We start from the raw sequence: 20,005 nt of genomic DNA, 5'->3' as shown, positions 1-20,005 counted from the left end.
CCCGTCGTCCACCCGCAGCGGCGGCAGCATCCTCGGCGACAAGACCCGGATGGGCAAGCTCGCCAGCGACCCGGCCTCAGGCGGTGGGGGTTGCCGGGGTGCCGCCCGCGAAGTTCGGGTACACATAGGACACCTTGTGCATCTTGATCTCCTGGAAGGTCTCCGCGCTGGTCACACCGTCGACCTCGGGCAGCCGCTCGTGCAGGATCTGCCACAGGTGCTCGTGGTCGCGGCAGACCAGCTGGACGTAGAGATCCGCGTGGCCGGTGCAGGAGGAGATGTAGGTGATCTCGTCCCACGGCATGAGCGCGTCGATGACCGCCTGCTGACGTCCGATCTGCACCTTGAGCAGGGTGAACGCCATGACGCTGTAGCCGAGCTTGGCCGGGTCGGCGATCGCGGCGATGGTCAGCACGCCGTCGGCCTGCATCCGGTTGGCCCGACCGCGCACGGTGCCCTCGGACACCCCGAGCTCCCGGGCGATCTCGCGGTAGGACGCCCGGCCGTTGAGCTGCAGCAGACTCAGGATCTTGCTGTCGGTCGAGTCCAGCAGCCGCTGGCGGGGTTTGCGCGGAGGAGCGTCGTTTTCCTGTCCCACAAGCGGATCGTAGCTCAACGCGACCACCGGGCGCTGTCACAGCGCGGCGGATCCTCCGTCCACCGGGAAGTTCACGCCGGTGACGAACCTTCCTTCATCGGAGGACAGGAACAGCACCGCGTTGGACACGTCGACCGGTTCCACCCAGGGTTGCGGCAGCGCCAGCAGGGTCGAGGACGCCTCGGCGAACTCCGCTCCGGTCGGGTTCTCCAGGTCCGGCCGGAAAAGCCGCCACACCGCGTCGTTCTGGATCATGTCGGTGTTGCAGTTCGTCGGCGACACCGCGTTCACCCGCACCGAGTGCGGCGCCAGTTCCATCGCCAGCGTCCGCATCAGGCCGACGACCCCGTGCTTGGATGCCACGTAGTGCCCGAACCGCGCGAAGCCCTTGACCCCGGCGTCCGACGAGGTGATCACGATGGAGCCACCGCGACCACCCGCCACCAGGTGCGGGATGCTCGCCTTGCACGTGTTGAACACCCCGGTGAGGTTCACGTCGATCACGTCGCGCCAGTCCGCTTCGGCGATGTCGCGGACCTCGTCGCCGAACTGGAAGATCCCCGCGTTGGCCGCGACGATGTCCAGCCGCCCGAACTCCTCCACCGCCGCGGACAGCCCGCGCTCCAAAGCCGCGTAGTCGCGCACATCGGCGTGGAAGGTGATGATCCGGCGGCCGAGCTTTTCCACCAGGCGAACGGTTTCCGCGAGGTCGTCCTCGGTCGCGGGACGGTAGAAGTCGGAGGTCCGGCCGACCTCGCCGCAGACGTCGGCCGCGACGATGTCCGCGCCCTCTTCGGCGAGCCGCACGGCGTGGCTGCGCCCCTGCCCGCGCGCCGCCCCGGTGATGAACGCGACCTTGCCCTCGACTCGACCAGCCATCTCGGCTCCCCTCTCGTGCGGTTGCGGTCAATCCCGGACCCGCCACTCGATCCGCGACTTGTCCTGCACGCGCTGGCGGTAGTACCAGAGCACGCAGGCGATCATCAGGATGCCGATCCCGACGAGCGTTTCGGTCGCGCCGCCGTAGCCGGTCAAGCTCGGGTTCAGGGTGCCGACGGCGATCGCGAACACGTTGACGACGAACAGCACGACGGCGATCACCGTCCACGGTGCGCCGAGCCGGATCGGCCGCGGCAGGTCCGGCTGGTCCCGGCGCAGGAGGACGAAGGCGCCGACCGCCAGCGTGACCGCGGCGAGGTAGCCGAGGTTGCTGGCCAGCAGGATCGCGATGGGTTCACCGAGCAGGATCAGCACCGCGATGTTGATCAGCATGTCGGTGGTCAGCGCGCGGCCGGGCACCCCGTAGCGGTTGAGCACGCCGAGCTGCCTGATCGTGCCCCCGGAGCGCGAGATGCCGTACAACGACCGGCCGCCGTCGGCGGTGGCGGTCATCATCGCGATGACGAACGCGGCCATGATCGGCAGCTGGCCGATCGACGAGTACTCGCCCAGGATGCGGTCGAACGCGATTCCGATGTAGTTGACCGGGTTCTCGGCGATCACCCCTTCGCCCAGCACGCCCACCGTCACGTACGGCACGACGAAGTAGAGGCCGAGGATGAAAGCTCCGGAGATCCGCAGGGCTTTCGCGGTGTCGCGCACCGGACTCCGGTACTCGGCGGCGAAACTGGCGCACACCTCGGTGCCGTAGGTGGTCCAGGCGGTGATGAAGAACCAGACCACGATCTCCTTCCACCCGAACGGCGAGCTCGTCCCGGAGAAGGTCAGCCGAGTGGTGTCGAAACCCGCGCCGCCGACCAGGAACGGGCCGATCACCAGCACCAGCAGCCCGCCGACCAGCAGCGTCCCGGTCACCTTGGCCACCCCGGCGGCGACCTTGATGCCGAAGTAGTTCAGCGCCCACGCGGCCAGGATCGCGCCGATCGCGATCAGGTAGGGCAGCCCGAGCTCGTGGCCGATCGGCAGCTGGATCGCGAAGTCCACGTCCGGGAAGAACGCCTGCGTGATCATCTTGCCGAGCACGACGCCCTCCACCGACAGCGAGAGCGACCAGCCCATCCAGTAGCCGAACGCCGCGATCGCGCCCAGCGGGGCGAAGTGCCGCTTCCAGCCCTCGTAGGCGTAGACGGAGATCCCGCCGGCGCGGTCCGGGAACATCGCGGCCATCTCGGCGAAGAGGTTGTTCTGCAACCAGGCCAGCAGGCAGGCCACCACCCAGATGGCGATGGCGGTCCACCCGCCGATGGCGCCGATCGTGTAGCCGAGCGTCAGGAAGAGCCCGATCACCATGTTGAGCGAGAAGGTGACGCCATCGCGCCAGGTCAACCGGCGCACCATCGAAGGCGCTTTGCCCGGTTCCTGCTGCAGGCCGTCGTCCAAGCTGGGGCTACCCGCCGAACTCATCGGAATTCTCCTCCAGAGTTACTGCGGCCAGGACGAGGTGTCGAATCCCCGCCCCTCTTGCGGCGTTGCGCAAGCAGCCTGGGCGCTCGTCTACGCAAAGTCAAGGTCGATCCGAGTTTGGCCTACGCAAAACAAACCAAACTTCCTGCACATTGCGCAATTCGTACGCTCGCGCGGCGCCCACCAGGTGGGCGAGCAGGTCCCAGCGCGCGATGCGGCTGGGGATTCGCCGGTCGAGACTGGTGCGGTGGACGACTCCGTCAGGAAACGCGTTCGGGTTGCGGGAATCGTGCAGGGCGTCGGTTTCCGCCCCTTCGTCTACTCGCTGGCGACCGACCTGGGTTTGAGCGGACACGTCGGCAACGACGTGCACGGCGTGTTCATCGAGGTGGCGGGCGCGGCGCCGGAGGTGCGGCAATTCCTCCGCAGGCTCCGGGAGGAGGCCCCGCCGCTGGCCGACGTCGCGCGGATCTCGGTCACCGATGCCGCCGGCCCGCCGGAAGCGGGGTTTCGGATCGTCGAGAGCGACGCTGCCGGGCAGCGGGCGACCATGATCGCCAGTGACGCCGCGACGTGCGCCGACTGCGCGGACGAGATCGCCGATCCCGGGGACCGGCGGTTCGGCTACCCGTTCACCAACTGCACCAACTGCGGACCGCGGTTCACCATCGTGCGGGACGTGCCGTACGACCGCCCGAACACCACGATGTCCGGATTCGCGTTGTGCCCCCGATGCGAAGAGGAGTACCACGATCCGGCGAACCGCCGTTTCCACGCCCAGCCGGTGTGCTGCCCCGACTGCGGTCCGCGGCTGCGGTTCACCGACCGCGATGGCCTGCCCCGGCAGGGTGATCCCCTGGAAGAAGCGGCAGCGGCCTTGACGCGCGGCGAAGTGATCGCGGTGAAGGGGCTGGGCGGCTACCACCTGGCCGTCGACGCGACCAGCGGTGATGCGGCGGCGATGCTGCGCAAGCGCAAGCACCGCGAGGACAAGCCCTTCGCGGTCATGGTCGCATCGGTGGACCAGGCGCGTGCGCTGTGCTCGATCGACGACGCCGAGCAGGCGTTGCTCACCTCCAGGCACCGGCCCATCGTGCTGCTCGACCGGCTATCCGGGGCCCCGATCGCACCGGGCGTCGCGCCCGGGAACCGCCAGCTCGGCGTCCTGCTGCCCTACACCCCGCTGCACCACCTGCTGCTCCGCCGATTCCCCCACCCCATCGTCCTGACCAGCGGAAACATCTCCGATGAGCCGATCGCCTACCTGGACGACGACGCGTTGGAGCAGCTGGGCGAGGTCGCCACCGCCTTCCTGGCGCACGACCGGCCGATCCACATCCGCACCGACGACTCCGTGACCCGGGTCTTCGACGGGCGCCCGATGCTGGTGCGGCGCTCCCGGGGCTACGTCCCGGAACCGGTGGTGCTGCCGTGGTCGTTCCCCCGACCGGTGCTGGCCTGCGGCGCGGAGCTGAAGAACACCTTCGCCGTCGGCAAGGACGAACACGTCATCCCGTCCCACCACATCGGCGACCTGGAGAACTACGCGACGCTGCGGTCGTTCACCAGCGGAATCGCGCACTTCCGGCAGCTCTTCGACATCGAGCCGCAGGTCGTCGCGCACGATTTGCACCCGGAGTACCTGTCGACGAAGTACGCCGTGGCGCTCGACGACGTCGAGCTGATCGGAGTGCAGCACCACCACGCCCACATCGCGTCCTGCCTGGCCGACAACGGCGAGCACGGCCCGGTACTCGGGGTGGCGTTCGACGGGACGGGCTACGGCACCGACGGCTCGATCTGGGGCGGGGAGTTCCTGGTCGCCGACCTGACCGGCTTCCGGCGGCTGGGCCACCTGGAGGCGGTTCCGCTACCGGGTGCGGCGACGGCCATCAAGCAGCCCTGGCGGACAGCGGTCTCCTACCTCGCCGAGAGCGACCTCCTGCGCGCTGACCTCGAAGTGCTGCAGCGCAATCCGAAGTGGACGGAAGTGGCCGCGCTGGCGCGCGACGGCCACCACGCGCCGCCGACCTCCAGCGCCGGGCGGCTGTTCGACGCCGTGGCGGCGATCGTCGGAGTGCGGGATGCGATCAACTACGAGGGCCAGGCGGCGATCGAGCTGGAACAGCTGGCCGCCGACGGCGAACCGGGGTGCTACCCGGTGTCGATCAGCGGCGGTCCGGTGCTGCGGGTGCGCGGGGCGGACCTGGTCCGTTCGGTCGTGGCGGACCTTCGCGCCGCGACGCCGGTTCCGATGATCGCGGCGAAATTCCACAACGGCCTGGCGGCCGCCGTGGTGGAGGTCTGCGTCCGGCTCCGGCAGTCGACCGGAATCGGCACCGCTGCGCTCTCCGGCGGCGTCTTCCAGAACGTGCTGCTGCTGGGCCGCGTTGTGGAAATGCTGCGCCGCAAGGACTTCCGAGTGCTGCTGCACTCCCAGGTCCCGGCCAACGACGGCGGTATCAGCCTGGGACAAGCCGCCATCGCAGGGGCCCTGTGCCGACAACGGCTTTAGCGCTTGGCCCCGGACGCCCGTGAGTACTTTGGGCTGCTATAGCAACCCAAAGTACTCACGGTCCCGAGACGTCCTGGGTGGTGAGCCAGGCGTACCAGTCGTCGAGGCCCCTCCCGGTCGATACCGACAGCTGCCGCACCTGGGCGCGCGGGTTGACCTCCGCCGCCGCCTCGACGAAGCGGTCCACGTCGAAGTCGAGGTGCGGCAGGAGGTCGATCTTGTTCAGCAGCACCAGATCCGCCGAGCGGAACATGTGCGGGTACTTCAGCGGCTTGTCCTCCCCCTCCGCCACCGAGGCGAGGACCACCCGGGCGCTCTCGCCGAGGTCGAACAGCGCCGGGCACACCAGGTTCCCGACGTTCTCGACGAACACCACCGATCCGTCCGGCGGCTCCAGCGCGCGCAGCCCGTCGGCCACCGTGGTGGCGTCCAGGTGGCAGCCGGTGCCGGTGTTGATCTGCACCACCGGGCAACCGCCCTCGCGCAGGCGGGCCGCGTCGAGCCCGGTCTCCTGATCGCCCCCGATGACCGCGACCGGCGCTCCGCCGAACTCGCGCGCGGTGCGGGCCAGCAGGCTCGTCTTGCCGGAGCCGGGCGAGCTCATCAGGTTGACCAAGGTGATGCGCTTGGCCCGCAGGAGGTCCCGGTTCTCGGTGGCGAGACCGTCGTTCTTGGCCAACACCCGTTGTTCGAGGACGACCGTTCGGGACGTGTCCTCATCGCAGCCGCACGTGCCGCACATCTAAGCCACCTCCACTGCCTTGATCCGGAGTTCCTGCCCGGCGACCACCGCCAGGTCCACGCTGCCGCACGAGCAGCGCGCGAGCAGGTCGTCCATTTCGACCTCCGCCCCGCACGAACGGCATTCACCGCGTCCGGCGGGCTCGACGACGTCCAGGCGCGCGCCCGCCAGCCGGGTTCCGTCGGCCACCAGCTCGAAGCAGAACCGGATCGCATCCGGCACCACGCCGGAAAGCCGCCCGATCTCCAGGTGGACGGACGTGATCACCGGGTCTTCGACCGCCTCCAGCACCGCGTCCACGATGCTCTCGGTGATGCCGAGTTCGTGCACGGCTAGCAGATCCGCGGCAGCGGATCGCCCACCAGCAGATCGACGATCCGGGTGCCGCCGAACGTCGTGTTCAGCAGCACCAGGCCCGGTGGATCGTCCCCGACCCGCCCGATCAGCGCGGCTTGCTCCCCCAGCGGGTCCGAGCGCATCGCCGCCAGCGCCGCCTCCGCGTGCTCCCCGGGGACGACCGCGACGATGCGCCCTTCGCAGGCCACGTACAGCGGATCGATCCCCAGCAGCTCGGACGCACCGCGGACTTCGGCCCGCACCGGGACCGCGGCCTCGTCCACGACCACGGCCACCTCCGCAGCCCGGGCGATCTCGTTGAGCACCGTCGCGACACCGCCGCGGGTGGCGTCGCGCAGCGCCCGGACCTCCGGCACCGCCGCGAGCAGGTCCGCGACCAGCCCGTGCACCGGTGCGGTGTCGGAGACCACGTCGGAGTCGATGTCCAGCTCACCGCGGGCGAGCATCACGGTCACCCCGTGATCGCCGATCGGCCCGGAGACCAGGACGGCGTCGCCCGGGCGCGGGGTGCCGATCCCGAGCCGGTGGCCGGTGGCCAGCACACCGACGCCCGAGGTGTTGATGTAGCAGCCGTCCGCCTTGCCCTTCTGCACGACCTTGGTGTCGCCGGTCACCACCTGCACGCCGGCCGCCCGCGCAGCGGCCGCCATCGATTCGACGATTCGGGTCAGGTCGGCGACCGGGAAACCCTCCTCCAGCAGGAAACCCGCCGACAGGTAACGCGGCGTCGCACCGGAGACCGCGAGGTCGTTGACCGTGCCGTTGACGGCCAGGTCGCCGATGTCGCCACCGGGGAAGAACAGCGGGGACACCACGAACGAGTCGGTGGTGAAGGCCAACCGGTGGCCGTCCACCGGCAGTTCCGCGCCGTCTTCGAGCGGTTCCAGCAGTTCGTTGCGGAACGCCTCCAGGAACACCGCCTCGACGAGGGTCTGCGTGGCCTTCCCGCCGGAGCCGTGCGCGAGGGTGATCCGCTCCTCCCGCACCTTCGGCTTTCGGCGGCGGGCCCGCTCGATGCGGTCGAGCACCTGCTGCTCGGGATCGCTCAGGCCCGCCTGGTGTTCGGTGCTCACGTCCGGCTCGCCTCCTTGACCCGTTCCCGGCTGAACCGCCCGAAGTTGTAGTAGGCCGCGCAAGCGCCTTCCGGCGAGACCATGCAGGTGCCGATCGGCGTCTCCGGGGTGCAGGCGGTGCCGAACACCTTGCACTCCCAAGGTTTGAGGACGCCCTTGAGCACCTCGCCGCACTGGCAGGACTTGGGATCGGCCACCCGCACGCCCGGCAGGTCGAAGCGGCGCTCGGCGTCGAACTCCGCGTAGGAGTCGCGCAGCCGCAGCGCGGAGTGGGAGATGAAGCCCAGCCCGCGCCACTCGAAGTACGGGCGCAGCTCCATCGTCTTGGCGATCGCCGCCAACGCGGTCTTGTTGCCCTCCCAGGGCACCACGCGCTTGTACTGGTTCTCGACCTCGCAGCGCCCCTCCGCCAACTGCTTGAGCAGCAGGTATATCGACTGCATGATGTCCAGCGGTTCGAAACCCGCGACCACCACGGGCTTGCCGTAGTCGCGGGCGATGAACTCGTAGGGCCGGCAGCCGATGACCGTGGACACGTGCCCCGGCCCGAGGAACCCGTCCAGCCGAAGGTCCGGGGAGTCCAGGATCGCCTTGATGGCCGGGATGATCGTCACGTGGTTGCCGAAGACGGAGAAGTTCTCCAAGCCCTCCTGCTCGGCGCGCAGCAGCGTCATCGCCGTCGACGGCGCGGTGGTTTCGAACCCGATGGCCATGAACACCACGTGCCGGTCGGGGTCCTGCCGGGCGAGCTTCAGCGCGTCCAACGGCGAGTACACCATGCGGATGTTGGTGTCCTCGGCGTTGGAGTCGAAGAAGTTCCCGGCGCTGCCCGGAACTCGCATCATGTCGCCGAAGGAGGTCATGAGCACGTCGGGTTGGCGCGCGATGTGGATGGCGTCGTCCACCCGCCCCATCGGGATCACGCACACCGGGCACCCCGGCCCGTGGACCAACGACACGTTCTCCGGCAGGTAGTCCTCGATGCCGTGCTTGTAGATGGTGTGGGTGTGCCCGCCGCAGACCTCCATGAACTTGTACTGGCGTCCCGGCTCGCACAGCGCTGCGATCTCGGCCGCCAGCGCCCGCGCCTTGTCCGCGTCCCGGTACTCGTCGACGAATCGCATCGGTCCCCCAGTCACTCGATGCGCGAATCGTGCAGCGCGTCGATCTCGTCGGTGTAGGTCTGCCCCAGTCCCTCCAGGAACTCCAGCACCGCACGGGCCTCATACTCATCCACTGTGGACAAGGCGAAGCCGACGTGGATCAGGATCCACTCGCCCGGCTCCGGCGGCGGGTCGAGCAGGCTGATGTTGATGTTGCGGCGCACGCCGCTGACCTCGACCTTGGCCAGGTCCGGCCGGTCCGGGAGGATCTCCAGGACCTCACCGGGGATCGCCAGGCACATCGGCGGCTCCTCCCGATCCCAATGCCATCAGGGTCATCTCCCACAGGGCGTGGTACAGCGTCGTCTGCGCTTCCTGGATGCGGTGCACCGACGCCGACGGCACCACGAAGAGGTGGTCGACGTGCTCGGATTCCGCCATCCGCCCGCCCTTGTCACCGGCGATGCCCACGGTGAGCAGGCCGCGCTGCGCGGCCTCCGCGAAGGCGCCCAGCAGGTTCGCGGAATTGCCGCTGGTGGACAGGCCGACCGCGATGTCGCCCCGGCGGCCGAAGGCACCGATCTGGCGGGCGAACACCACGTCGAAGCCGATGTCGTTGGACAGGGCGGTGACCACTGCGATGTCGCTGGTCAACCCGATCGCTGGGAGGGGGCGCGCCGACCGCCCCGGGCTGAGGAACAGGCTGGCCAGGTCCTGGGCATCGGTGGAACTGCCGCCGTTGCCGAAGGTCAGCAGTCTCCCGCCGGCGGCGAAGCGCGCGGCCATCGCCGAGGCGCAAGCGACGATCTCGGCGCGGTAGCGGCTCTTGACCTGCTCGCGCAGGCCCATGATCTCGCGCGCCTTGTCCTCCGTGGATTTGCGCACCTCGTCCAGCACCGCGTCGACGTCACCGTCCGAGGTCGACAGGAACGGGTAGAGCGATGCGACGGCATCGGTGTCCGCGTCCAAGGCGCTCACTCCTCCACGATCGCGATCGACTCACCGGCGTGGACCAGCACCACGTCACCAGGACCAGCGGGGACCAGGGCGATGCTGACCACTTCCTCACCGGTTTCGGTGGCCACCGCGGCGAACTCGTCGTCCAGCAGCCGCAGCACCCGGACCTGCACGGCCTCGTCCGAGCAGGTCACGCAGGAGTCCCCGGAGCAGGCCCGCTCCTCGGCGTTCATGCGCTCACCGCCTGCCGCAGGGCTCCCGGGTGCTCGAAGAACACGTGCACCAGCTCCCACAGGACGTGGTACGTGGTCACGTGCACTTCCTTGACCACGCGGGGATCCCGGGACCGCGCGATCAGCACGTGGTCGACCGCGTCGTCGGCCATGCCGCCGCCGTCGCCGCCCGCCAGACCGACGGTGAGCAGCCCCAACCGCCGGGCTTCGGCCAGGCCGCGGCGGACGTTCCCGCAGTTCCCGTCGGTGGACAGGCCCAGCGCGATGTCCTGCGGGTCGGCGAGGCAGCGGAGCTGGTGGGCGAACACCTCGTCCATGCCTTCGCCGATGGCCACCCCGGTCACGGTCGCGACATCGGCGGTCAGCGACATCGCCGGCAGGGCCCGCTTGCCCACGATCACCGGGTGCACGAACTCCACGGACACGTGCTGGGCGTCCGTGCTCGGCCCGCCGTTGCCGAAGACGATGAGCTTGCCGCCCGCGTGGAACCGGGTGGCCATCGCGTGGCACGCCCGCGCGACCCGCTCGGCGTCGCCCACCAGCGCCTGCAGCGGTGGCACCCGCCGCTCGAAGATCTCGTCGACGGCGCGCGCCGCGACTTCTTCGGACCACGGCATCGAGGTCACATCCTCACTAGCAGTCGTGCGGGCGCACCCACGCTAAGGGCGTCCCGATGTCGCAACAACTCGATCTGCTTGTCCGGCAATCACATTCGGGTCATCTTCAGGTATCGGGCCAATGCGGGACATTCCCGCACGAGCACCACCAGCGCGACCACGGCGAGCGCTCCGAACACCGCGCAGACCGCCTTGCGCGAAGTGCACTTCTCATCCTTCATCGCCGACCCCTTCCCCCGATCCGGCGTTCTCCACGAGATCGTCCACAACGGACATCACGACGCCGAGCACGCGGTCGTCGATCTCCGCACCGCAACCGACCGCGGTGATCTGCGCGCAACCCGGCTCCAACCACGCGGGCGGTGGACCGAGTTCACCCGGCCCCAGTTCTGCGGACAGCAGGAGCGCGGCGTCGTAGTCCTCCAGCGCGCGCAGCAGATCGTGCCGCCGGAGGCCGAAGTCCGCGACGCGGACTCCCGGCGGGAGATCGCGTCCGCGAAGGGCTTCGACGACCGCGCCCACGCCTCGCTCAGCGGGCTTGAAGCCGTCGCCCGCACCAGCGACCAGCACCCGGCGCGCGCTGCCTCCCGGCAGCGGTTCGAGTTCTTCCGGGTCGAAGAAGAAGCGGTGGCCGAGTTGGCTCATCGGGCCGAGGTCCACCGCGGTGTCGCCGAGCAGCGACACGGCCACGTAGACCCGGCCGTCGGCGCCGTGTTCGACACCGTCGACCTCCGCGAGCTTGCCCGCGAGCGCGAGGTCGACGATGTCGGCCCGCCGGGACGGCCGCAGCCTGACCCGCGTCCCGACGTCCGGCACGGTCACGACGCGTCCTGCTCGGCGTTGCGCAACAGCGAGGCGATCGCCTCGTCCCAGGTGCCGAAGGCGCGGGCGCGCCGGTAGTCGTGCAGGCGCGAGAAGCTGCTGCGCGTGATCCGCACCCAACGGGTGTCGCCGAGGGCCTCGTGCCACCGCTGCGCCGCGAGCTCGAAGGTGGCTTCCTGGGACCAGTCGATCTGCGTCGTCCGCAGCCGTTCGTCCGGCCCCAAGTGGAAGACCGTGCCGCTGAACAGGAAGTCCAGCGGTACCGGACCGCTTCGCACCGCGTGGAAGTACTTCGCGACGGCGAGTTCGACATCATCGGTGCAGGCGACCGGCAGCGGCACCGCGACGCGGTCGGTGAACGGGCCGACGACCGTGGTCAGCCGCGTCCAGGGCAGCGGGCGCAGCGTCGTCGCCCAGCGCTGCGGGGCGCCGAACAGCTCCGCGAGTTCGTCCCGCTCCGCACGCTCGTAGCGGCGGCGGGCCGGGGCGATGCGGATCGCCGTGGTCAGCGTGATGGAGCGCACCGGGCCGCCGCTGGTCCGGTGGATGTCGAGCTCGAAGTGCAGCGCGGGCACCGCGGTCAGGCGTGCCGGTTCCGCCCCGGTGATGGCGAAGGACAGCTCCGGTGCGGTCATGCCGGCGACAGGTTCGGCATCGACGACAGGATCGGGTCCCGCCGGCCCGCGCAGATCCCGGTGGACCTGCGAGCCGTCGAAGTTCCGTCCGGCCGATGACCCGGCTGGCGCTCGTAGTTCCCGACGCTGTTGCCCTGCGGAACGCCCCGGAGGTGCGCCGGAGCGTCGCGGCGCACCTGCGGTTCACCGACTTCGATCATGCGTGCCTCCTCGGGATCCGCCTTCTCGCAGGCGTGCGAAGTACTCGTCGACCTGACGCCAGACCTCGCTGCCACCGCTGAAGCCGCGCCAGTGCGTGCGCAGGAGGGCCACCAGCCGGTAGCACTCGTCCAGCGGGAGCAGCCACGCCGACGTCACGTCGTGCAGCCGGTCGATCAGCAGCGCCTCGACATCGCTGTCCATTGCGGACAGTCGTGGATTCGCTGCGACCAGCCGCCGCCAGCTGTCGGCATCGACGTCGGACCGCATGGTGCCGACCGGGTTCGGGTAGAACGCGGTGACCCGGTCGTCCGCGTCGCGGTGCACGAAGAACGCCAGCCCGACGGGAATGCCGAAGCTCGCCCACTGCACGTCGTCCAGCTCGAACTCCGCGAGCAGCCGCGGGCGCGACCGGATGAGCCGGTAGTGGCCGCCGCCGGCGGCGTGGTGGTCGAACAGCACACCGCACGCCGGGCAGGCGCACGACAGCGCCCCGGTCTCGGTGTTGAGCACGTGGCGGTGCTGGTCCGCCAGCTCGTCCGAGCAGAGGTCGCAGCGCTGCGCCGATCCGGTCGGTGTCCGGGTCCGGCGGTGGGCGAACTCGCGCAGCGTCGAGGGCATCGCGCTCACCGCTCCCCGACCGGGAACAGGTCCTCGACGGGGATCACGGTCGACGGCTCCGGTGCCACGGCCCGGATCTCGACGTCGTCGAGTTCGGGCGCCGCCGCCAGCACCACCTCCCGCGCGGATCCGCGCAGCTGCGCCGCCGTGGACTGGCAGCCCCGGACCGCCACCTCGAGCACGGCCACACCCGCTTGCACGTCGAGCAGCCGGAGCGACTCGGCGCCGAACGCCGTCCGCACCTCGGCCAAGGCCTCGCCGATCCGGTCCTCCACACTGACCGGGTGAAGGTCGTGCACCAGCAGCAGGTGCGACACGAGCTCGTCGCGGGCGAACTCGCGCACCAGGTCGGGACCGGCGCGCTCCACCATCCGCGCCAGGCACTCCCCGTACAGGCCCACGACGGCCTGCACCGCCTCGATCGCGTGCGCCCCGGCGACCGGTTCGTTCCCGGGCCCCAGGTCGGACAGCAAGGTCTCAGCGCGCTCGATCTCGTCGCGGACCTGCTCGTCGTCGCGAGGCATGGTCAGGCACCCGCGCCGAACATCGGTGAATGCGTGCGCTCCAGCACGCGCCCGCCACCCAGGTACATGTGCACGCCGCAAGGCAGGCACGGGTCGAAGCTGCGCACCGTGCGCATGATGTCGATGCCCTTGAAGTCCTCGCGCCCGTTCTCCTCGAAGATCGGCATCCCCTGCACCGCGTCCTCGTACGGCCCCGGTGTGCCGTAGCTGTCGCGCGGGCTGGCGTTCCACGGCGTCGGCGGGTACGGGTGGTAGTTGGCGATCTTCCCGTCCTTGATCACCAGGTGGTGCGACAGCACACCTCGAACCGCCTCGTGGAAACCGACCCCGATCGCCTCGTCGGGGACGTCGAAGTCCTCGAACACCTTGGTGTTGCCTCTGCGCACCTCCGCCAGCGCGCGGTCCAGGAAGTACTGCGCCATCGCGGCCGCGTAGGCGACGAAGTAGATCCGGGCCCGGTTGCGCTCCAGCGTGTTGGGGAACCGCGGCGGGGTCCACTCCAGCTGCATCTCGGACGTCGACTGCCCCTTGCCCAGGTCGATCTGCACGCTGTGCCCGGTGGACCGCACGTAAGGCGTGTTGACCTGCCCGGCCAGCGCGGTCGCCCACAGCCGCGCGATCGCACCGCCCCCGGTGTCCAGCGCCAGGTGGTCCCCGGTGCGCTTGTCGAACCAGCGCGGGCTCATCACCCAGCTGTACCGGCCGCCGTCGAGGTCCCGCTTCTGCGGCTGGGGCAGCGTCGTCTGGTTCCAGGGGTGGCGCTGGTCGACGGGGTTGCCCAGCGGGTCCTGCTGGACGAAGGTCTGCTCGTTCACCCAGTCCTCGTAGTAGGAGCTGCCCAGCAGGATGCGCATGCCCAGGTTGATCTCGACGAGGTCGGTGGTGAGCAGCTCGTTGTCGAGCACGATCCCCGGGCTCACGTACATCGCGCGGCCCCACTCGGTCATGTTCCGGTAGTCGTAGTCGACGACGTCCGGGTCCTGGAAGGATCCCCAGCAGCCGAGCATCGTGCGGCGCCGGCCGACCTCCTCGTAGCCGGGCAGCGCCTCGTAGAAGAAGTCGAACACGTCGTCGTTCATCGCGACCGCGCGCTTGATGAAGTCCAGCACCCGCACCAACCGCACCTGGTAGTCGGTGAACAGCTGCGGGGTGGCGACCGTGCCGACCCCGCCCGGGTAGAGCGTCGAGGGGTGCACGTGCCTGCCCTCCATGAGGCAGCACATCTCCCGGGTCACGCGCGACACCGCGAGCGCGGCCTTGTACGTCTCGCCCTCGAACGGGTTGTACGACCGCATGATGTCGGCGATCGTCCGGTGCCCGTGGATGTGCCCGCGCGGCGCTTCGGTCTGCTCGGCCCGCCGCAACATCGACGGGTTGGTCTCCGACACCATCTTCTCGCAGTAGTCGACGAAGACCATGTTGTCCTGGAAGATGGTGTGGTCGAACATGAACTCCGCGGCCTCGCCCAGGTTCACGATCCACTCGGCCAGCGGCGGGCTCTTCACGCCGTAGGCCATGTTCTGCGCGTAGATCGAGCACACCGCGTGGTTGTCCCCGCAGATCCCGCAGATCCGGCTGGTGATGAAGTGGGAGTCGCGCGGGTCCTTGCCCTTCATGAACACGCTGTAGCCGCGGAACACCGACGAGGTGCTGCGGCACTCGACGACCTCGTCGTTATCGAAGTCCACTTTGGTGTAGATGCCGAGGTTGCCGACGATCCGCGTGATCGGATCGAACTCCACCTCGACGAGGTTCCGCTGCTCCGCACTCATCCGGCCGTTACCTCCGCTTCGATCAACGCGGCTCGTAGCCGCTGGTCAGCTTCGCCCGGTTGTGCCGCCACTTCGGTTCCCGGTTCGCGCTGCGGTTGGTGATCCCGCGCATGGTCCGGACGAACGGGCCGTACGCGCCCAGCAACTTCGACGAGAGACCGCCGCCCGGCGGCTCGTCCATGAACGGCATGAACTTGTCCGGGAATCCGGGCATCGTGCAGCCGATGCAGATCCCGCCCACGTTCGGGCAGCCGCCGATGCCGTCCATCCAGCCGCGCTTGGTCACGTTGCAGTTGACCACCGGACCCCAGCACCCGATCTTCACCTGGCACTTCGGCGAGTTGTAGTCGTGGGCGAAGTCGGCCTGCTCGTAGTAGCCGGCGCGGTCGCAGCCCTCGTGCACGGTCTTGCCGAACAGCCACGTCGGACGCAGTTGCTCGTCCAGCGGGATCGTGGGCGCCAGCCCGGCGGCCTGGTGCAGCAGCCACAGCAGCGTCTCCATGAAGTTGTCCGGCTGCACCGGGCACCCGGGCACGTTGACGATCGGCAGCCCACCGGCGGAGCGGAAGTCCGCCCCCAGGTAGTCGGCCAGCCCCATGCAGCCCGTCGCGTTGCCCGCCATGGCGTGGATTCCGCCGTAGGTGGCGCAGGTTCCGGCCGCCAGCACGGCCCACGCCTTGTGCGCCAGCCGGTCGAGCCACTCGTTGAGGGTGCGCGGCTCGCCGGTCTCCGGATCGTTGCCCATGGACGTCCAGTAGCCCTTGCCGTTGATCCGCTCGTTCGGGATCGAACCCTCCACCACCAGGATGAACGGCCCCAGCTCGCCGCGGTCGGCCTGGTGGAACGCGGCCATGAAGTCCGCACCGGTCTCGTAGGCCAGGACCTTGTTGTGCAGGTGCACCTTCGGTATCCCCGGAACCGTGCCCAGCACCACGTCCTCGATGCTGGGCAGCGTCGCGTTGGTCACCGACACAGTGTCGCCGTCGCAGCTCATCCCCTCCGAGGTCCAGAGGATGTGGACCTCGTCGAGGTTCGACGGCGCGGACGCAGTGCTGCTCATACGTCACCCCGGATCTTCGGTTCCCGCCGGCCGCCCTGTGACACCGGCTCCCCCTGACGGCCGACAGCGGCGGCGAGGCCCGTCGCCACCGTAAGGCCGATGGCGTTGTGCAGCAGCAGGATCATGCCCGGCCGGCCGGCTTCTGCCACGCCTCGACCAAACCGGCGACGAGCTCGCGCACGGTGCTCGCACCCGCGTCCACCGACGCCGCGATCCGGTCGGTGAGTCCCCACCGGTACGAGCAGTCCTCCGGCTCGCAGCCGACCACCAGCACCCGGTTCAGCCGCACGCCGAGGCCCTTGCAGCAGGCGAGCACCTGATCCGGGTTCATCGCGTGGGCCTCCACCCCGGACGAGGGCTCGATCGCGTCGAGGTCGGGTTCGACCACCGAAACGGTTCCCGGTGCCGCACCCCGCGCCATCGCATCGACGAGGATCAGCACGTCGTAGCCGTTCATCAGCTCGTAGGCCAGGTGCACGCCCCGGATTCCGAAGTCCTCGACCCGCACTCCCGCGGGCGGGTCCAGGGCCAGCCGGTCGGCGACCGCGACCCCGAAACCGTCGTCGCCCAGGAACACGTTGCCCACTCCTGCGACCAGGATCCGCAGCGGCCTCGTCATTTCCGGTCTCCTCGGTAGCGGATCGCGCCGTGCAGCCGGGAGAGCTCCTCGGCGGAAAGCCGCTCGGCGCGGTCGATGATCGCGGCGGCCTTCGGGTCGGTTTCCCTCGCCTCCCGCTTCTCGTCGTCGGTGAGGGTCATCGTGCGCAGGGTGAGGATTTCGTCGATCTCCGTGGCATCGAACAGATCCCCCGGGCTCTGCGGCGCGATGGCCGGGTAGTCGTAGAGGATGATCGGGGCGGACAGCACCACGTCGCGCTCCCCCGGTTCGCCGACCAGCACCGGCCAGGTGTGCTCGTTCCGGCACCTCCGCGCGGCCTCGCGGGCGTGCTCGGGCGGGTCGAGCAGTGAAACGAACTGCCCTCCGCGCAGGGCGAGCACCACGTGGGTCGAAACCAGGGAGCACCGCAACATCTCCGCACGCGTGGTCGACCCGGGATGCCAGGACGTCCTGTTCTCGACCACCACCGCCAGGCGCCGCAGGCCGTGTCCGACGGGAATCGTGCTGATCCGGATCGTCCCCCGCAGCGGCAGCCAGCTCTCCCGTTCGTCCTCCCCGCCCGGCAGTTCGAACGGAACTTCCGCGGTCGCATCCGCCGCCACCGTCGCGCCGATCTCCTGGAGATCGCCTTCATCCCAGTCCGGGTCGGCCTTGCGGGTGCGCAGGTGCAAGCAGCGCACCAGGACGTCCAGTTCCGCACCGGGTTCCGCGGCGAACAGGCATTCCGTTCGAGCGCTGGACGGCTCGGACTGCTCGCCCGGCGGTGCCAGCACGCCGAACTGCCAGCGCATCCGGTTCTTCACCGCCGACGCCCGGTAGGGGTACAGCAGATAGCCTTCGAACAACACCGCGTCGGCTACCGCGCGCGCCGCGTCCACGCCCATGGGTCCACTCCGTCCGGCACCGGAACGTCAATCCGCTTGCAGTGTCAGCCGATCCGCACCGACCTGCGCGATCAAAAACCCGCACGCGTGGCACCGCCTGCGGCTCGCCGGCCGACCACCGGATCGACGGGATCGCGCGTTGAGCGCAGTGCCGGGGAACCAGCGCTGATCACCCTTTTTCTGGATGAGCGTTTCGACTCGTGCTATGCCGAAATTTCAAACGGACGACCCTTTTCCTCATCCGATGTGAAATTCCAACGGCGATAGCGACCTGGCAAAATGTCAGCGAAACGATCTGGCACATCATCCGTGCTGACGAGAACGGGTTTCGGTCGAGCGCGCCCGCTCGGTGAGCGCATCGCGTTCTCCGTTCACGGGCGTCGGGACGGGAAGAGTCCGCTGACCAGCCGGGTGATCCTCGGCGACGGTGAAAGGCCGAGCTCGCGTTGGAGGGAGGCGCGGTAGCGGCGGTAGTGCGCTACTGCGTCGGCGGGGTTGCCTTCGGCGAGGTAGATCTCGATCAGCACCCGGTGCGCGGTTTCCCGCATCGATGCGATCGCGATGGCCGAGAGCGCAGCGTGCATTACCCCCAGAAAGTGCTCGCTGGCAAGGAGTTCGCGCGCGAAGGTCTCGAGCGTGTGCAACCGGACCTGGTCCCACCGCTGGCGTTCCAGCGCGAGCCAGTCGTCGGTCCAGGAGGGCAGCAGTTCGCTGCCCAGCATCGCGATCAGCCTTTCTCGTTCGGAGTTGTTCGGCCCGCACCACCCTTCGTCGTTGATTCGCTGGCTGCAGTCCAGGATTTCACGGAGGTCCACGCTGACCGACGGTTCCAAGCCGAGGCGCGCACCGTCGCGCTCGATGATCGTCGTGTCGCCGCAACGGTGTCCCTGGCACAAGGCAGACCTGACGTTGGCCAGGGCCCGGCGCAGCGAGTTGTCCGGCCACAGCTCCTCGGCCACCCGAATCCGAGGAACCCGCACGTTGTCGTGCAGCGCGAGGAAGGCGATTAATCGCTCGGCACCGCGCGGAAGCTTGATCCGCTCCCCGTGGACGGCCAACTCGAAGTCTCCGAGCAGCGTGACGTGCGCACCGTTGGGCGTCGGACCCATAGCCACCCCCAGAACCGGTGTTCGGCGGCTGCCGCTTGGCAGACCGCCACAATGTTGCCCGCACGGTTCCAAGATCGCCCATGCCGACGTGCCTGCCACGTCCTTCGTGTGTCGCGGCAGCGTCCGGTGCGCATCGTCGCGACGTTGCGTCACGAGGAAGCCGGTGCTGCACGGTGTTCGTGGAAACCGGAGTCACCGGTCCCGCTGAAAGCGCTTGGGGCACGCCATAAGAACGCCTCTGGCACACCCAGTTGACGCGCGGAGCGTTTGGCAGGGGAAGGCGAAGTCGCATCCTGGGGACATGGCAGCGAAGGCTCGCAGTCGCGGTGAACCAGGCGTGGGCGGGGGAATCCGGTGCGCCGGCCCGCGGCTCGACGCACGATCGACCACGGCACCACCGCGGCCGCAATTGCCGTTTGCCAGGATTGCCCACCATTGGGTGCGGTTTTACACTGGACACGCACTAGGGAGATCCGCGCGGAACTGGCCAGTGCGTTCTTTCGCAACCACCGGGACATCACCGGAGGAGTGCGTCAAATCTGTTCATCCATCAAATCTGGAGTGATGAACAATGCTGGATGACCTCATCGAAGCGGTGTCGCCGCAGCTTTCCGCGCCAGTGACCAGAAATCCGGCCGACACCGTGCCCATCAGCGAAGACGGCATCAGCCAGTCGATCTTCGGATACAAGGGGTTCACCATTTTCTTCGCCGGCGACGACGACGAATGATGTTGCTGGACAACGAACCCACGCGCTGCCGGAAGAGAAGAAGGGAGCGATGAACGATGCCCGAGAGCCTCATCGAGGTGGTGTCGCCGCAGCTTTCCGCACCGGTGACCAGAAAGCCGATCGACACCGCCGCCACCGGCGAAGACGGTATCGGTCAGTCGATGTTCAGATTGGGCGAATTCACGATCGCATTCGCCGGCGACGATGACGAATGACTTTGTTCGACACCCGGTCCGCGTGCTACCGCAGCCGGAGAAGGAGCGATGAACGATGCCCGAGAGCCTTATCGAGGTGGTGTCGCCGCAGCTTTCCGCACCGGTGACCAGAAAATCGATCGACACCGCCGCCATCGGTGAAGACGGGGTGAGCCGGTCGATGATCGACCTTCCGATTCCCGGGGTGAACATTCCGTTCGCCGGGGACGACGACGAGTGATGGGACAGGTGCCGGTCGGGCCCGTCCGGACCTGGCC

At 69.0% G+C, this 20,005-nt stretch carries 27 protein-coding genes and 1 pseudogene; 5 read left to right on the top strand and 23 right to left on the bottom strand.

From position 1 onward, the window contains the following. A pseudogene (locus ABTZ89_RS38925) lies at positions 1-118 on the top strand (methylmalonyl Co-A mutase-associated GTPase MeaB); the annotation flags it as partial. Here the strand turns inward: ABTZ89_RS38925 and ABTZ89_RS07480 are convergent. The 3 genes from ABTZ89_RS07480 to ABTZ89_RS07470 are packed head-to-tail and all read right to left on the bottom strand — an operon-like array spanning position 77 to position 2,962. Further along, positions 77-598 carry an Lrp/AsnC family transcriptional regulator gene (locus tag ABTZ89_RS07480; RefSeq protein ID WP_351041401.1) on the bottom strand — a complete coding sequence of 174 codons (522 nt, stop codon included), beginning with the start codon at positions 596-598 and terminating at the stop codon, positions 77-79. The pseudogene ABTZ89_RS38925 and the gene ABTZ89_RS07480 overlap by 42 nt on opposite strands. 36 nt (positions 599-634) lie before the next feature. Continuing rightward, positions 635-1,477: a mycofactocin-coupled SDR family oxidoreductase gene (locus ABTZ89_RS07475; RefSeq protein WP_351041398.1), complete on the bottom strand. Its 843-nt coding sequence runs from the start codon at positions 1,475-1,477 to the stop codon at positions 635-637. 27 nt (positions 1,478-1,504) lie between these two features. Next, complete coding sequence (locus ABTZ89_RS07470; protein WP_351041395.1) at positions 1,505-2,962, bottom strand: APC family permease; 1,458 nt, start codon at positions 2,960-2,962, stop codon at positions 1,505-1,507. Between the two features lie 247 nt (positions 2,963-3,209). Between ABTZ89_RS07470 and hypF the strand changes: the two genes are divergently transcribed. Beyond that, complete coding sequence (hypF, locus tag ABTZ89_RS07465) at positions 3,210-5,477, top strand: carbamoyltransferase HypF (protein WP_351041392.1); 2,268 nt, start codon at positions 3,210-3,212, stop codon at positions 5,475-5,477. 55 nt (positions 5,478-5,532) lie between these two features. On the opposite strand, the gene hypB is transcribed toward hypF, so the two are convergent. The 20 genes from hypB to ABTZ89_RS07365 form a co-directional block, all read right to left on the bottom strand. Beyond that, entirely contained in the window at positions 5,533-6,219 is a 687-nt protein-coding gene (gene hypB / locus ABTZ89_RS07460) for a hydrogenase nickel incorporation protein HypB (RefSeq protein ID WP_351041389.1), read from the bottom strand. Further along, positions 6,220-6,549, bottom strand: coding sequence for a hydrogenase maturation nickel metallochaperone HypA/HybF (locus ABTZ89_RS07455; protein ID WP_270947783.1), 330 nt, complete (start codon positions 6,547-6,549; stop codon positions 6,220-6,222). Positions 6,550-6,551: 2 nt separating this feature from the next. After that, a complete protein-coding gene (gene hypE, locus ABTZ89_RS07450; RefSeq protein WP_351041385.1) occupies positions 6,552-7,649 on the bottom strand; it encodes a hydrogenase expression/formation protein HypE in 1,098 nt (365 codons plus the stop codon). Further along, a complete protein-coding gene (hypD, locus tag ABTZ89_RS07445; protein WP_270947785.1) occupies positions 7,646-8,773 on the bottom strand; it encodes a hydrogenase formation protein HypD in 1,128 nt (375 codons plus the stop codon). The genes hypE and hypD overlap by 4 nt, the downstream gene beginning before the upstream one ends. Positions 8,774-8,784: 11 nt before the next feature. After that, positions 8,785-9,054, bottom strand: coding sequence for a HypC/HybG/HupF family hydrogenase formation chaperone (locus tag ABTZ89_RS07440; RefSeq protein WP_351041381.1), 270 nt, complete (start codon positions 9,052-9,054; stop codon positions 8,785-8,787). Beyond that, on the bottom strand, positions 9,032-9,730 hold the full coding sequence (locus tag ABTZ89_RS07435) for a D-sedoheptulose-7-phosphate isomerase (RefSeq protein WP_351041378.1): 699 nt from the start codon (positions 9,728-9,730) through the stop codon (positions 9,032-9,034). Before ABTZ89_RS07435 ends, ABTZ89_RS07440 begins: the two co-directional genes overlap by 23 nt. Beyond that, complete coding sequence (locus ABTZ89_RS07430; protein ID WP_351041375.1) at positions 9,727-9,942, bottom strand: HypC/HybG/HupF family hydrogenase formation chaperone; 216 nt, start codon at positions 9,940-9,942, stop codon at positions 9,727-9,729. The genes ABTZ89_RS07435 and ABTZ89_RS07430 overlap by 4 nt, the downstream gene beginning before the upstream one ends. Next, a complete protein-coding gene (locus ABTZ89_RS07425) occupies positions 9,939-10,559 on the bottom strand; it encodes a D-sedoheptulose-7-phosphate isomerase (protein WP_270947789.1) in 621 nt (206 codons plus the stop codon). Before ABTZ89_RS07425 ends, ABTZ89_RS07430 begins: the two co-directional genes overlap by 4 nt. A gap of 89 nt (positions 10,560-10,648) precedes the next feature. Beyond that, positions 10,649-10,780, bottom strand: a complete 132-nt coding sequence (locus ABTZ89_RS07420) for a DUF6893 family small protein (RefSeq protein WP_270947790.1) — start codon at positions 10,778-10,780, stop codon at positions 10,649-10,651. After that, positions 10,770-11,381 carry a hypothetical protein gene (locus ABTZ89_RS07415; RefSeq protein WP_351041370.1) on the bottom strand — a complete coding sequence of 204 codons (612 nt, stop codon included), beginning with the start codon at positions 11,379-11,381 and terminating at the stop codon, positions 10,770-10,772. Before ABTZ89_RS07415 ends, ABTZ89_RS07420 begins: the two co-directional genes overlap by 11 nt. Then, positions 11,378-12,016 (bottom strand): DUF6084 family protein, encoded by a 639-nt coding sequence (locus tag ABTZ89_RS07410; protein WP_351041368.1) that lies wholly within the window; start codon positions 12,014-12,016, stop codon positions 11,378-11,380. Before ABTZ89_RS07410 ends, ABTZ89_RS07415 begins: the two co-directional genes overlap by 4 nt. Further along, a complete protein-coding gene (locus ABTZ89_RS07405) occupies positions 12,013-12,216 on the bottom strand; it encodes a hypothetical protein (RefSeq protein ID WP_270947793.1) in 204 nt (67 codons plus the stop codon). The genes ABTZ89_RS07410 and ABTZ89_RS07405 overlap by 4 nt, the downstream gene beginning before the upstream one ends. Continuing rightward, on the bottom strand, positions 12,200-12,835 hold the full coding sequence (locus ABTZ89_RS07400) for a DUF5947 family protein (RefSeq protein WP_270947872.1): 636 nt from the start codon (positions 12,833-12,835) through the stop codon (positions 12,200-12,202). The genes ABTZ89_RS07405 and ABTZ89_RS07400 overlap by 17 nt, the downstream gene beginning before the upstream one ends. A 5-nt stretch (positions 12,836-12,840) precedes the next feature. Beyond that, entirely contained in the window at positions 12,841-13,359 is a 519-nt protein-coding gene (locus tag ABTZ89_RS07395) for a NifU-related iron-sulfur-binding protein (RefSeq protein ID WP_351041365.1), read from the bottom strand. Between the two features lie 2 nt (positions 13,360-13,361). Then, positions 13,362-15,131: a nickel-dependent hydrogenase large subunit gene (locus ABTZ89_RS07390; protein WP_351041362.1), complete on the bottom strand. Its 1,770-nt coding sequence runs from the start codon at positions 15,129-15,131 to the stop codon at positions 13,362-13,364. Positions 15,132-15,153: 22 nt separating this feature from the next. Beyond that, positions 15,154-16,191 carry an NADH-quinone oxidoreductase subunit B family protein gene (locus ABTZ89_RS07385; protein ID WP_270947796.1) on the bottom strand — a complete coding sequence of 346 codons (1,038 nt, stop codon included), beginning with the start codon at positions 16,189-16,191 and terminating at the stop codon, positions 15,154-15,156. Beyond that, positions 16,188-16,316 (bottom strand): hypothetical protein, encoded by a 129-nt coding sequence (locus tag ABTZ89_RS07380; RefSeq protein ID WP_351041359.1) that lies wholly within the window; start codon positions 16,314-16,316, stop codon positions 16,188-16,190. The genes ABTZ89_RS07385 and ABTZ89_RS07380 overlap by 4 nt, the downstream gene beginning before the upstream one ends. Then, positions 16,313-16,810, bottom strand: coding sequence for a hydrogenase maturation protease (locus ABTZ89_RS07375; protein WP_351041356.1), 498 nt, complete (start codon positions 16,808-16,810; stop codon positions 16,313-16,315). The genes ABTZ89_RS07380 and ABTZ89_RS07375 overlap by 4 nt, the downstream gene beginning before the upstream one ends. Beyond that, positions 16,807-17,694 (bottom strand): hypothetical protein, encoded by an 888-nt coding sequence (locus ABTZ89_RS07370; RefSeq protein WP_351041354.1) that lies wholly within the window; start codon positions 17,692-17,694, stop codon positions 16,807-16,809. The genes ABTZ89_RS07375 and ABTZ89_RS07370 overlap by 4 nt, the downstream gene beginning before the upstream one ends. 371 nt (positions 17,695-18,065) lie before the next feature. Beyond that, positions 18,066-18,803: an AfsR/SARP family transcriptional regulator gene (locus ABTZ89_RS07365; RefSeq protein WP_351041351.1), complete on the bottom strand. Its 738-nt coding sequence runs from the start codon at positions 18,801-18,803 to the stop codon at positions 18,066-18,068. A 571-nt stretch (positions 18,804-19,374) separates the two neighbouring features. Here ABTZ89_RS07365 and ABTZ89_RS07360 point away from each other — a divergent pair. The 3 genes from ABTZ89_RS07360 (at position 19,375) to ABTZ89_RS07350 (ending at position 19,968) form a co-directional block, all read left to right on the top strand. After that, complete coding sequence (locus ABTZ89_RS07360; protein ID WP_351041348.1) at positions 19,375-19,533, top strand: hypothetical protein; 159 nt, start codon at positions 19,375-19,377, stop codon at positions 19,531-19,533. 56 nt (positions 19,534-19,589) lie between these two features. Further along, complete coding sequence (locus ABTZ89_RS07355; protein WP_351041345.1) at positions 19,590-19,748, top strand: hypothetical protein; 159 nt, start codon at positions 19,590-19,592, stop codon at positions 19,746-19,748. 76 nt (positions 19,749-19,824) lie between these two features. After that, positions 19,825-19,968 carry a hypothetical protein gene (locus ABTZ89_RS07350; RefSeq protein WP_351041342.1) on the top strand — a complete coding sequence of 48 codons (144 nt, stop codon included), beginning with the start codon at positions 19,825-19,827 and terminating at the stop codon, positions 19,966-19,968. Positions 19,969-20,005: the final 37 nt, after the last annotated feature.

It is taken from the genome of Saccharopolyspora sp. NPDC002686, assembly GCF_040295745.1.
Taxonomy (GTDB): Bacteria; Actinomycetota; Actinomycetes; order Mycobacteriales; family Pseudonocardiaceae; genus Saccharopolyspora; species Saccharopolyspora oryzae.
The sequence above is the reverse complement of the archived record's forward strand: the minus strand, read 5'-3'. Positions and strand labels throughout refer to the sequence as shown.